General features: G+C 43.6%; 17 protein-coding genes. All 17 read right to left on the reverse strand.

All coding sequences use genetic code 11. The features are described 5' to 3' along the window. Positions 1 to 42 precede the first annotated feature (42 nt). Complete coding sequence (locus tag ED622_RS17925; RefSeq protein ID WP_122036434.1) at positions 43 to 615, reverse strand: phage tail assembly protein; 573 nt, start codon at positions 613 to 615, stop codon at positions 43 to 45. 59 nt (positions 616 to 674) lie between these two features. After that, positions 675 to 1166, reverse strand: a complete 492-nt coding sequence (locus ED622_RS17930; RefSeq protein WP_065640243.1) for a phage major tail tube protein — start codon at positions 1164 to 1166, stop codon at positions 675 to 677. Further along, entirely contained in the window at positions 1159 to 2334 is a 1176-nt protein-coding gene (locus tag ED622_RS17935) for a phage tail protein (protein WP_122036435.1), read from the reverse strand. Before ED622_RS17935 ends, ED622_RS17930 begins: the two co-directional genes overlap by 8 nt. Further along, positions 2334 to 2522 carry a hypothetical protein gene (locus ED622_RS17940; protein WP_122036436.1) on the reverse strand — a complete coding sequence of 63 codons (189 nt, stop codon included), beginning with the start codon at positions 2520 to 2522 and terminating at the stop codon, positions 2334 to 2336. The genes ED622_RS17935 and ED622_RS17940 overlap by 1 nt, the downstream gene beginning before the upstream one ends. 72 nt (positions 2523 to 2594) lie before the next feature. Next, a complete protein-coding gene (locus ED622_RS17945; RefSeq protein ID WP_122036437.1) occupies positions 2595 to 2999 on the reverse strand; it encodes a hypothetical protein in 405 nt (134 codons plus the stop codon). Positions 3000 to 3009: 10 nt separating this feature from the next. Then, positions 3010 to 4626, reverse strand: coding sequence for a phage tail protein (locus ED622_RS17950; RefSeq protein ID WP_122036438.1), 1617 nt, complete (start codon positions 4624 to 4626; stop codon positions 3010 to 3012). After that, positions 4623 to 5153, reverse strand: a complete 531-nt coding sequence (locus tag ED622_RS17955; protein WP_122036439.1) for a phage tail protein — start codon at positions 5151 to 5153, stop codon at positions 4623 to 4625. Before ED622_RS17955 ends, ED622_RS17950 begins: the two co-directional genes overlap by 4 nt. After that, positions 5137 to 6114: a baseplate J/gp47 family protein gene (locus ED622_RS17960; RefSeq protein ID WP_122036440.1), complete on the reverse strand. Its 978-nt coding sequence runs from the start codon at positions 6112 to 6114 to the stop codon at positions 5137 to 5139. Before ED622_RS17960 ends, ED622_RS17955 begins: the two co-directional genes overlap by 17 nt. Beyond that, the gene (locus ED622_RS17965; RefSeq protein WP_060990866.1) at positions 6111 to 6443 is read right to left on the reverse strand and encodes a hypothetical protein; all 333 of its coding nucleotides are present in this window, start codon (positions 6441 to 6443) and stop codon (positions 6111 to 6113) included. The genes ED622_RS17960 and ED622_RS17965 overlap by 4 nt, the downstream gene beginning before the upstream one ends. Further along, the gene (locus tag ED622_RS17970) at positions 6440 to 7111 is read right to left on the reverse strand and encodes a hypothetical protein (RefSeq protein WP_122036441.1); all 672 of its coding nucleotides are present in this window, start codon (positions 7109 to 7111) and stop codon (positions 6440 to 6442) included. The genes ED622_RS17965 and ED622_RS17970 overlap by 4 nt, the downstream gene beginning before the upstream one ends. After that, positions 7111 to 7773 carry a phage baseplate assembly protein V gene (locus ED622_RS17975; RefSeq protein WP_122036442.1) on the reverse strand — a complete coding sequence of 221 codons (663 nt, stop codon included), beginning with the start codon at positions 7771 to 7773 and terminating at the stop codon, positions 7111 to 7113. Before ED622_RS17975 ends, ED622_RS17970 begins: the two co-directional genes overlap by 1 nt. A 6-nt stretch (positions 7774 to 7779) precedes the next feature. Continuing rightward, entirely contained in the window at positions 7780 to 8235 is a 456-nt protein-coding gene (locus ED622_RS17980) for a hypothetical protein (RefSeq protein WP_122036443.1), read from the reverse strand. Then, on the reverse strand, positions 8198 to 8725 hold the full coding sequence (locus ED622_RS17985; RefSeq protein ID WP_122036444.1) for a hypothetical protein: 528 nt from the start codon (positions 8723 to 8725) through the stop codon (positions 8198 to 8200). The genes ED622_RS17980 and ED622_RS17985 overlap by 38 nt, the downstream gene beginning before the upstream one ends. Position 8726: 1 nt before the next feature. After that, entirely contained in the window at positions 8727 to 9029 is a 303-nt protein-coding gene (locus ED622_RS17990) for a hypothetical protein (protein WP_122036445.1), read from the reverse strand. 12 nt (positions 9030 to 9041) lie between these two features. After that, positions 9042 to 9377 (reverse strand): hypothetical protein, encoded by a 336-nt coding sequence (locus ED622_RS17995; RefSeq protein ID WP_122036452.1) that lies wholly within the window; start codon positions 9375 to 9377, stop codon positions 9042 to 9044. Between the two features lie 56 nt (positions 9378 to 9433). Continuing rightward, positions 9434 to 11422, reverse strand: coding sequence for a ClpP-like prohead protease/major capsid protein fusion protein (locus tag ED622_RS18000; protein ID WP_122036446.1), 1989 nt, complete (start codon positions 11420 to 11422; stop codon positions 9434 to 9436). Then, positions 11400 to 12857: a phage portal protein gene (locus ED622_RS18005; RefSeq protein ID WP_122036447.1), complete on the reverse strand. Its 1458-nt coding sequence runs from the start codon at positions 12855 to 12857 to the stop codon at positions 11400 to 11402. The genes ED622_RS18000 and ED622_RS18005 overlap by 23 nt, the downstream gene beginning before the upstream one ends. Positions 12858 to 12898: the final 41 nt, after the last annotated feature.

Below are 12898 nucleotides of genomic sequence, written 5' to 3' on the forward strand. Positions count from 1 at the left end.
ATTCGGTTTCGGAGGTATTGCGGTACATCGGGATCACATCAATTAAGTTTTCGACGTCGTCACTTGAAAGTAAGCCGCCGACTGTAGAAAAAAATCACCGACCTTCGGTTTAATCGTTAAGTAATCATTTACCGACATCTTCTGCAGATCTTCTTTATCCAAATCACACACCACCTGGAACATAAAATCTTCACGCAATTGCTTTTCACTGATGTCTGTCAGCGCTTGTGAGTGCTTCACTTTAGGTACCGTAAATTTGATGTGTTCAATCTTCTCACCCACTTCATTTTCAAAGGGGAAAAGTAAATCAAATTCATAGCAGTCGTTCGCCAGTTTCTTACCTTGGAGCTCATCACTGCCCGTTAAGATGTAAGCCGTACAATCATTGGCTAAGGTATTAAAATCGGGGGCGGTTAATTCTTCAAACTGATCTTCTGTTAATACTGTCGTTTCAAGAATGACCGCTTTTTGTTGATCAAACAGCTCTTTATCAGTGAGTTTGCCTTCTTTGTTGATGAATGGGAGCTTTCGAAACACTTCAAGTGTCATAGAAGAAATTGTCAGGGTGTCGCTGTCATTTAAACGAAAAAATGGCAATGCAGAGGTCTTTTTCATAATTATCTCGATCAAAAAAAGGAGCCTAAGCCCCTATTAAAAGTAATATCACAATGTGGTTAAGCAGTCGCGCCGTATTGGCCCATAAGATCCACACCGCCAATGGTGGTTTTTCCGGTTCGGGTATCAATGTCATACACCGTTTTACCGTTATCAATCAGTTTGTAAGATTTACAAGTGCCTTCAATGGTACACACCGGCTTTTCTCCCATCTTCACTGTCTCTTGCTTAATTGAGCTAATGGTAGAATAGAGCGAGTATTGCGCTTTATATCCACCATCGTTGCTGTCTTTGCCTTTTTCCGTCACGTTAACTTGCGCTTCAGATAGTGCATAACGACCCAACGACATCACCAAATCAGCATGCTTACCACGAACCTTCATGGACCATTTAAGTAAATCCATACCAACAACGTCTTCACTTTGAACAAAGCTGCCTTCGTTCGCGGCGGTTTTAAACGTCACTTCTGGCGCACTAAATTCCACAATCTCATTCACCAATGGYACATCCTGCACCACTGCTGATAATCGTAATCGAACGCGATCAACCATTTACGACCTCCTCAAGCCATTGTTCAATTAATCCATTATCCACGGACATTTCATACACCATGTGTTCATTCGGACTATAACGACCATAATCCACACACAAGAACCAACGGCCTGAATTGTAGTTTTCAAGATTGTTTTTACTTGGGTGCAAATAGGCACGAAAGACAGGAATAACCCCATCAGCCACTAAAGATTGACCCCAGTTGCTCAAGCGCTCAACCACACTGTCCATAAACTCTTCAGTGAGCAATTTGCCCATGTAAGGCTGAGAGGTTTCTTCTAGTTTACGTACCATCAGATCTTCTAAACCCACATGAGCCATAAAACGGCCTGTATTGGTTCGATTACCAATGATAGAAACACCGCCCATGCGCGTTTTTGCCATAGTGGCCACGCCGTGTTTATTCAAGAAGTTGGCTTGTGTGGTCTTATCGCCAATCTTGTAAGTGACTAAACGACAAGGCTCATCACACAGCACGCCTTGGTTTTGTGGTGATTCATACCCCTCAACCGCTGCCATGGCTGAGATGAGAGCGATTGATGCAGGTAATACGGTTGGTAAACCGTCGTAGGTTTTAATAAACCATGGGTCAATAATGCTGAGTTTATCTTGCCCTGTTCCTTCAGCACCAAATTCACCGGCAAACTCTGCAGCCTCGGTATCGTTGGTGTTTGGTCCATCAACAATGGGACGACAATGAATATCACGCGCCACGGTGCAAAGCTTTTGAACAAACGGAATGGAATTAAAGCCTGGTGCGCCAATCAAGGTTGGAGTTTCAGGGCAACCTTTAATTGAAAACAAGCCAGAAGTCGCGCCGGTGTTTGCATCCACACCACCAATGATATTGGTTTCTGTGGTTGGTTTATCTGCGCCTTCTTCAACCACAATCACATAGAACACCGCACGAACATACCCCAATAAATAACGCGCCAATAACGGCAACGTTCCTTCACTGGTGTTTGTGGTATCTAACATCATTTTGGCTTGTGGGTAATCAAACAAACGCACCGGCTCATTGTAAGCAATACCTGCATGTTTATTAGGCGCAGTTCCAACTAGACACACTACATGCTGAGCCAATGGCCCCATACTTGGTAATGGCTCAATCGCAATGACTTCCGCGCCGTTTAATTCAAAATCCTGAATTGGGATCATTTCTGCCATTATTTCACCTCGGCTTTAGTAGGTTGAGCAACAATCTTTGCAATCTTTCCGTTTAAAAGAAGAAAGCTGGCTTGTCGTGGATGAAGGCGAATGGTCTTTTCATTGAGCTGAACCCAACGTTTAGCCAATCGAAAGGGCTTTAGAATTTGATATTCAATTCGCCCATCGCTTTTACTGTTTTTGTCCATAGGGTTTTCCTGTGGCTAGATAAAAGAAAACCCAGCGCAATGGTTGGGTTCTGAAGTGATTGGTTGATGTGATTAGCCTGGTACTAAGCCGGATAATTTAGGCCTGCCGCATTCTGGAAAGTCTTGTTGTTCAAGGTATTCAACTAAGAGTTTTCTATCGCCTAGTAAGGCGTAATAATCGTCTTCGGTGTAGTTTGTCACTCGTAGCTCTGAATAGATGTCAGGGATTTTGGCATCACTTTCATAATGAACGATGGCGGTACTTGTTTTGGTTAGTTGGGATTGTTGCCATATTCTTTCTCGCTCTGAAAATACATCTGATGACTGAAACCAAAAGCCAGTGCCGTCACCATTTGATTTAGCTACATACTCAGAACTTGGCCTCCTCTCATTCATTAATAATTCATTATCACTCGGCTGTCTTTCGGTGATTATCTCTAGGCTCTCTCCTTCAACCCCTAGCGTATTCATTTTCATGATATTTCCTTTATGTTAAGCGATGAGCGACTATTTTTACTTTGGGATTATGATTGCTAGTCACATTATAGTTTCCTGTATAATCACTGAGCCCTGCAACACGGTAGTATCGAGTCACAAGAACTACTAGGTTACCGACTATCGATGCATTAGCCCCATAATAGTTTGCATCAGAGTTACCACAATGTAACTCCTGCCACTCATTAGTATTAGTGTTGTAAAATTTAACGGTTAATCGTATCTCTTTTCCCTCCCAATCAGAGCCAAGAGCAGAAGGTATAGAATATTCATACACCTGAGCATTCGATACTGGATTATTACTATTAACAATAATATTTTTGACAATAGAAAAAGGAGGTGGATTATCAGGACTGTAGACTCGTAGTCCTTTTTCTAGCAACTCCCCATTAACATCAAGAGAACGCTCAACATGAACAATTTCCTCTGGTGCTGAATATAAATCAACTTTCTCATAAGTCATTGGAGATGGTAAGTAGCACTGTCCGGTATTTGGGATTCTATTATCCGTTGGTGTAAAGCCCGTGATTAATGTTACATGGCATTTGGTGTGACTTGCCTGATTCAAATAGATTGGTATGTATTTAACATTTCCACTAACAACAATTGGCTCACCAATACTCACAAATTCACGACCACCAACACCAAAAGCTTCAACTAACGTTAAAACCCCTTCGGTATGATTAAACCCCCAACGAACAGAGTATTTTTTATAACCATGTGATGTGTGATAGTAATTATTAATTTCAATGATGATCGTACCATCATTGTTCCAAAGATTTGTCTGTACTGAAAATCGTCCGATTTCATATCTTCGAGATTCATCAACATCATATGTATTTCCTCTTGGTATTCTTTTCAATCCATTCTCGTTTGATTGGACATATCTATCATCATGAATATGTGACGAATTTGCTTTAGTTTCTAACCCATCTTTAAGCGCTTTTTCACTCGCCGCATAATCAGTTCTTGTACCTGTAAACGAATTAGACAACCGTGACTTAAACGCCTGCATCCATCTTAATGGTGACATCCAATGAGCTGCACTTACCCCTGCTTCTGCTTGGGCTTGAGTGGCGTGTTCATTGTTATGAAGGTACTGAGTGTGCGGATTATCTGCCTGGCAATGCGCATTAAACTCTTCAACATGCGCTTCAAAATCCGTGATCGGTGTATAGAGCACCGAATCATCTTGAGTGATGGTAATTAATTCTGAATTATCCGTTCTAAAGTTCAGTCTAATTCGTGTAAGTTTCCCATCTGAATCTGCCGTTCCTGCAACATAATCACCGCGTGAGCGTGCGTATGAATAAAGAACACCAGTATCGGTCAAAGTACCAATTTCAAAATAGTTATAACCAGTATCGGGAATAGGTATATCTGCTTCAACACGATAGAAACCATGTTCAGTATCTATCGCTTTTACAAAACAAACCGCTTCCGCTTTAGGTTGTAATAACGCGGTTTGATTTTGTGGTTGTTCATTCTCTGGAAGTAATCCAAGGCCAATAACCACTTTTTCAATCGTAACCTTACGACCTTCTTCTTTGGCCAGCGCTTCTTCATCAAGCCCTGCCAACGTAATGTAATTTAAATATCCTGTACTCATGCGGCACCTATTTCTATAACAACACCGGTTTGAATGGTTGAGCCTATAAAGGCGTGTGAATCAGCAGAGCGAATAAGGGCAATGTCCACCGTGTCACGCTCTGATTTGTAGTTATCAATTCGAGAGGCCACCCTTGCTGTAGTTTCTTTATCGATGGGAAGATCTGACAAATAACCATCAATCACTAATGAATACGCCAACTCACCCTTTTTCATTTCCGTGGTGATGTTCAACACACTCAAGGCTTGAGATAAACCAAAGCGTGTTCCTGCTTTTCTATGGATGGCAAAGGCTTGCTCTGTGGTTTCTCGGCGTTGTTTCATCGTGTCATTAGGTTGCCAATCCAAGACACCACGCTCAGAGGCAAGCAAAGACACAAACTCATCAGAGGTTAAAAGGGGTTGTTTCAATTCTGGATAAGGGTTTTCTGATGCACTTAATAAGCGATGCCAGGCAAACTCTAATCCCTCTTCAATCAAGGTTCGATTCTCAGGTTGAACCGACACAAACTCATTGGGCTTTGACATTGATGATCACCTCTGTGCAGTGCGGCGCTTCATCCCACAAACATAAAATATCCGCTGTGGGTTTGGTTATTTCAACACGCTTCGCCCCTAATGAATAAAACACATGCCCAAGTTCAAGCCGCTCCACTCGCCCTTCAAGTATCTGGCTTTTATCCGCAAAATGTAATGCAGCGTTTTGGGCTTCTTCTTTTGAAATGTCATTCACTGGATCACCTCCTGTGAATAACGTCGCTTCAATCACATACGGTTTTGGAACACTGCTTTTCACTGTGACCTCATCCGTTTCTTGAGCAATGTCATCACGATTTAGATAATCACTGGCGCGTTTAATCAGCTCGGGGCTTGCCGTACCATCTGGGTTTTCACGACTGACCAACGCTACTTGAACTTGACCACTGTTTGGGACCAGCATTTTGGCTCTGGCATCTTTAACCTGTGCCGGTTGACTCTCTTTTGGAAACTCAAAGCGCATCACTACCGCATCAGGCTCTGAGCTCACCGTCATGGTTGGTCGTTCATCCAAAGTCAGCGCATGAAAACGATAACCGGCGCGAGTGCCTGTGGTGTGAAACATGTACGGCGCTAAATCAAAGCGCTGCAATAAACTGTCATTGCTCTCCATCACCGCCGCTTTAGGTGGGAAAACATTAATGTCTTCAGGGATGAGCACTTGGCGTTTAAGCTGATATTGCGCTGCTAACAAATCCACCATGTCGCTTTCAGTCACAAACTTTCTGAACATCTGCAGAGCCCAATAGTTCTGCTCACGAATTTCAGCCAATCGCTTTAGCATGAAGGCTTGTGTCACTTGCGCTAAGGTTTCCGCTTCATTACGAAACGCCTCTTCAAGTTGAACCGCCATTTCTGGGTTCGATTCTTGAACGTAATTAACCGCAAAAGCCACATAATCATCAAACAAGGCTTCAAACGACGGCTCTTTAAATGCATTAGGGATGGTCATAATTCACCTTCAAGTTTGAGTTGATTGCCTTTCCACTTGCCAATCACTTTAATCGAGTAACCCGTCGCGGTTGGCTGGGCGATACATTGAGTGGCTTTAAACTCAGACAAGCCGTTTTGATGCTCAGTAAAGGCAGACAACGTAAGGTTTTGAATGATTAACGTAGTTTGTGGGGTTTGCAGCTTACCGAGACAACGTAACGCAGGGTTACCCACTTTTCGTCGTTTCACTCGGCTTGAGATCTCCGTGGTTAAGATACGAATGAAGCGCCGTTTAAGCGCTTCAAATCCTGTTACTGTTTTTCCTGTCTTTGGGTCAATCCCTATCATGGTAAAAGCCCTTTTATCTCATCGGGTAACACATCATTCATTACCGCTTTTGAACAAGGATTATCCCAAAGCATGGCAATGTTTTGAGCAATAGCCGATGAGGTGATTTTGTTTTTAATCTCAGATGCTTTCGCCGTTTCCTTACTAAGCAGTGAAGAGATCTCACTGTCAGCCGCCGACATATAATCACTCAGCGTTGTTAATAAGGTTTCAAACTCACCAAGTTCAATAACCCCACTCATAAAATCAGTAATGGCTTGAAATAAAGCACTGGCTGACTCATCGACAACCGCAAAGGCCGCATCATTTTCACCTTGGATTGATCCAAACAATTCTGTGGTATTTGAACAACTGCTAGGAACAGCATCACTCATCGCATCCAATCGGTTGACTTGCTGTGCCATCGAACTCATTTGAATAGCACTATCCGCCGTGGTCGCCATGGCATTCACGCTGCCTGTAATATTRGTATTGGTACTGGCAATGCTGTCTCTRGCTGAGGTTAGCACCGCCAAATCAATGCCGAGTAAATCTAATGCTGGGTTATTTAATGCGGTTTCTAATGCCATTAATTGACTACTGGTTTCACGCCCTGCATCAACCGCTGGATTTGAAATAGTTAATCCATTGTTCATGATGTGCTGATAGATATTAAGATTAAGCGCCATTATTGATTTACTCCTGGAGGCATGGATGGGTCACCGGGTTTAGAACAGATATGATCATGTGCATTAAAGAGGTTTCTATCTTCGGACATACTGCGAACGCCATCAGAGATCTCTTTAGTCGCTTCAATATTGCCTTTTTGTTTGGTGTCTCCTTCAATTTGTTGATTGCCCTTTTGAATCGAATCACCTTCAAGCTCATTCTTGCCAATTTGTTTACTATCAGCATGGATTTCATAACCACCTGGGTACTTGGCCACAAGCTTTCCGCTCTCGATGTCATAAAGCTCCGTCATGCCGTTGCCATAATCCACCATCACTTCATTTTCCTTGGTGGTTGGGGCTGGGTATTTGCTAGAGGGCAATCCCATTAAAGCGACCGCATTATTCAAATTAGTACCAGAACCAAGGTTGACCAATAAACACAACTCACCCACTGAAGGACGGCGATAATGGCTCACCTTACCGCTACAAAAGACAAAGAACGGAACGTCTTTCACTTCATTGTCACCCGTTTTTATATCGACGGTGGTTTTACTGGCCTTTTCAACCACAGCAAGACGAATGAGATTAGCCAGATTACCTCGCAGGTCTTCAAGCTCGTCACCTTGCTCAAGCACTTTGTTTTCTAGTGAAATGATCCTTTGCATGATTTGAATAAACATAGATTTTTACTCCAACCAAGATTCATCCACTTCACCAATCGACACTGACTGTCTCACTGTCACTGCTCGAATAAGATACCCATGCTCATCATCAATAATTTGAGGCTCATTAACGATGTGATCTGGCAATTCAACCGAGTCACCCAATCCAAAATAACTGTTCTGAAATTCACGCTCGATACGTGATGAGGCATCCAAGGCTTCTAAATCAAAACCTTCATTGGAGGTGTTCACCGTAATGGAAAAAATCAGCTCAATACTGTGTTTTTCTCTGCCATCGTTGGTGTCTTCTTTCATTATTTTGGATTGACCACATCGATAGGTGATCTCAACCGTTTCAGGGCTGCTTGCTATTCGTTTGTATGAACTCGGAATTTCAAGAGCTAACGTCGTTTCTAAATGATCAATCACCGCCTTGACATAATCAGACGGATTTCGCAATAATTGATATGATCTCTTCATCAAAGAACTTCCTAAATTGGGCATCCACTTGAGGGGTTAATGTGGCAATGATGTCTGCCGTTTCTTTATCAATGGGTTCGGTAACAGCGCGTATTTGGCGTCTTGCTTTCGCACTGCCAGAATGAGGCGCGTATCGCTCAAAAACCACAGGCGTTCGACCATTACCAATGTAACGAACAAAAGCATTATCATATTCTTTATTCCCAACACGAACCACTGAACCACCTAATTGGATAGGCTCACCAAAACGATGAGCCGCCAAATCATTGGTACCAATCCAAAGCTTGCCGGTGTAATTTCGGTTCTTCACCCGATTAAACGGCTTTAAACGATCATTAAACGTTTTCAGTTTTAATTCCGTTTTCATCTCCGCTTTGCTTTTCACCTTTAACCATTGGTTGGTTCGTCGTGCCGCCTTCATGGCCGCTTGCTCTATATGCTCAGGAAGATAGGTCAACTCCTTGAGCCAAGCCGTATCAACACTCAGCATATTATTCTGCCCAATCTCGGCGTTTTGATGCACTTTCCATCATCAACACGTATTCAAACATCCCATTACAGCCGCTTTGAAAACTCACACGATAGGTTTTTCCTTTATGCTCCATAGTGGATTGCTCCGCTATTTTGCTATCGGTGATCATCGCTAAACGCTGCAATCCGTCTTTTTGGCGAGCCTTAACATAAGCGGTAATGACTGAGCTTTCTTCACTCGGAGAGATCACCGTTTTCTCATCACCCATTGCATCTAAAATGGCTTCATAAGCATCCGCTCTGTTTTCATCAAAATCAGACATTACCGCCCCTTATTACACCGTTTTAATCTCAGTGATTAAACCACCGGTTAACAGCACACCGCCATCGACGAATACACCAATTGGCTGAATGACTGCGTCCACTTCCGTTGGCAGCGTTTTTGTAAACTCAACACCATCAAAATACGCAGCAGAGCAATCAAACATCGGGTTATCACCGGCTTTAATCGGACCATCGAATAAACCGCGCGTTACGCAGCTCACCACGACACCTTCTTCAGCGCTAAAACTTGGTACAACAAGCAAAGCACCCACTAAACACGGCTCATCCTTTACAAAACCACCTGCAGGAGCCGCAATACTGAGTTTGTTTCCATCACATAAATGCATAATCATTACCTATAAAAAAAGGAGCCCGAAAGCTCCTATAAATGAACACAACAACCTTACTTAGCCGCTGCAAATGTGCCTTTACATAAACCGCGGCGATCAGTCACTTTCGCTACAATGTCATAAGTGATACGCATCTTGGCACCATCAGAGGTAAAGCCATCACCTGTTTCTAACCATGGTTCTTCCTGACCATCTAAGAAGCCCATCACCACCGCTTCAAAGTCTTTGGTGGTTAAACCAATCGCGCCATTCACATCTTTCATGCGACCGGTGCTGATCACTTCTTTGAACTTATTGAACGCAGGGTTAAATGCATCCGGCTTGCTGGCCGTTGCCAATACCGCTTCAATCATTGGCGCATGATCGTGACTTGCCAGAATGAATTGGCTTTCTAAATCTAAAACATCACCGCCACTGGTTTCAGTTGTTGCCAGGGCTTTATGCATCGCAAGAATAAGTGCTTGGTAATCCCCTGCAGTGATCCCCGTTTTATTGTTAGCACCATGAAACACTGATTCACCATCACTCATCTTTCCAGCAAGGATGGCATTGAAGATCAACTTGTCGGATAAACGACGGCCTGATTGGAAGAACTTACGTGGAATTTTACTCAGCAACGCAATTTCATCATTGATGATGGCTTGGCGAGTGATACGGAACTCACGACCAAAGGTAGCCAGTTGAATTTTCTCGCCGGTTCCTTTGATTAGGGCTTGTTTGTATTCGCCATCTTCCTGAATGCCCATTAGATCAGGTGCATCATTGATGGTGATAAGTTCGGTTTCTTTAAAGTTCGGTAAACGCTCAGTGCTTGCAAACTGACGCCATAACGGCGCTTTAACTTTCACTTCATCACGAATAACCGTTCTTACCCCTTCGGTTAAAATCTCAGAGAAATCACTGGTATTAAACGCTCGTGCCACCAAGTCTTGCTTACTTAGCCCTTTACCTTCATTACCTAGTGACGCTTTGGCCATGTTAAGCAGTGAATCACTTGAGAATGAGTTGTCCTTCTCAACCGTTTCAGTACCTAAACGCGCATTTAAGGCGTTTTGTAATTCCGCTTTGATGTGATTGCCATTACCAGCATGAATGTGGGTTGGGGTTAGGTTTGAAGGCGTTGGGGTTTCTTTGCCTGTCGCGCTTTGTTTACCAATGGCAGCAAGGATTTGAGCCGCTGCATTGGCTTCATTACAATCCATATCATTAAGCATGGAGTTGAGTAATTCGTCTTTCACTTTATGTTGAGCGCACAGCCCACGAATGGACGCTTGGCGTTGGTTTTCTTTTTTTACTGCGTTTTGCAGCTCTTCATTTGGTTTTGGCATAGTAATTACCTGTTTTGGCTCTTGGGTAGAGGGTGGAATTGAATTAGATAACGGCTCAGCTTTTGGTTTTGGCTCCACTGAAATGGCGTTTAACAGTGCATCAGGCGTATGTTTAAACGCGCTTAATGCCTCTTTCTTAATACCATCAAAGCAGTTGGTTAAATTAACGGGGTCAATGACTTCGTCCACCAAGCCAAACGCGAGCGCTTCGTCTGCGGTAAACCACGATTCTTTTGCCATTGCCGCCAATACGTCTTCATTTGATTGGCCTGTCTTTTCAACATACGCATCCGCAATGGTTTGTTTGGCGTTCTTAATTTGAGTRAGTGCGCTTTCAAGTTCTTTCTCTCCTCCCCATGCCCCAATCGATGGGTCGTGGATCATAAAGCTCGCGTTCTCTGGCATCTGAATATGATCACACGCCATCAAGAAATACGTCGCAATGGACGCCGCGAGCCCATCCACAACCCCTGTGGTTTTTCCTTTGTGCGCCTTAATCGCATTAAACATGGCTAAGCCTTCATAGACTGAGCCCCCAAAGCTTTTCACATGAAAAACAGCGTCTTGAGTACCAACCGATTGAAGCGCACGAATTAAATCAATCGCCTCAATGTCATAGCTCCCAATGTCGCCGTGTATCCAGACTTTCACTGGCTCTGCATCACCTTGGTTCTTTAACGTAAACCACGATTTAGCTTTGCTTGCCTTTGGCATTATTAACCTCTTTGTTTGAGTTAGATGAAACCAAGCTATGAGCAGGATCGGATGTGCTGACGATGTTCATATCATTGAGCTGCTTACGCTCCGATTGCACTTCAAGGCGCGTTGCCAGTGGGCTGATGTTTCGCTCACGTTGTGCCTGACTTAATGAGAACAGCGATAAACGAGTGCCTTTTTCAACTCCTGTCATCTCCCTTGCTGGATCAATCCACGGCATCACCGGCGCTTGATAAATCGCATTAAAAATCGAATCCTTATCCACGCCTTTTGGCACTTTTACTTCACCCGAAAGGATTGCCATATTGAGCGCATGACGGTATTGAGGACGAGTCCAATTAAGGATGAACTTGCGTTGAAGCACTCGATAACGTGAATAGCTATCGACCAGCTCTTGTCGTTGTGATGAATAACTGCCGTTGCTGTAATCTCGGGTTACGCTTGAGTTATTCACGCCGGCACCAGAGCTTGCCAAGCGAAGTTGAGCATCACGAAATGGCGAGCTCATCGCCTCTTTGCGGTTACTCTCCACCATGCCTGCGTCTTCACCTGGTGAAAGCTCAAAGCTGTTACCCATACCAAGGAACATATCGCCATCACGCTCTAGTGATTCTTCACTGCCCACCTCACGTTTAATGAAGTAGGTAAAGCGGCTGGCAATTTGTGCGCTGACTCGTTCGGATTGGTCGTAATCGTCAATGTCATCAATCAGATCCACAATCGAATGAAGCAATGAAATGCCACGGTTTTGATGAAACCGCCGTGAGAACTTCAAATGCACCATAAAGAACGCATCAATTTCGACAAACTCAAACCCATGCGCGTCTTGTTGAATGAGATAGCTGATGGCTTGGCCTAACTTGTTGCGCTTAATCCCCTCTAACACGCCATTTTCAGGCTCATTAATTCGATGAGGAATAAAATCAGGCTCAAACGGCTGAATAGCAAAAGGCGTATTGCTTGGATATAACAGCTCTTCATGCTTACCCATGTATAAGCGACCAAACACTTCACCATCACGCAGCCAAGTACGACACGCTAACCACTCTGTTTCACTTCTTGAATGCTCAGCATCGATGTTTTGATTAAGTGAAAACAGCTCTAACCATTTACTGATGGCTTGAGCAAACTCGGTGTGTACTTCTCCTTTCATATCGAGTGGTTGAGGTTCAATCATGATCCCATTGGGACCAATCACGTTAGAACAGAGCTCATCCAAAATACCCGTAACTAACGGATTGTTTTCATCCATGTGGCGAACACGCTCACGCACCGCTTTAGCGCCACGATTGACGCTATTGGCAGAGCCGGATGATTTCTTATTAGGTCGCTTGGTATGAGGATTACTTGGAAGTGAGGCGTTGTATTTATTGAGAAGCTTTCTGTCGTATTGCCGTTGAAGTCCTGATTTGGGGTGAAAATACCCCACCATTTTATCGATAAAATTACTCAAGATAATTTCTCMGTATCATG

This window comes from Aliivibrio sp. EL58 (assembly GCF_900312675.1).
Lineage (GTDB): Bacteria > Pseudomonadota > Gammaproteobacteria > Enterobacterales > Vibrionaceae > Aliivibrio.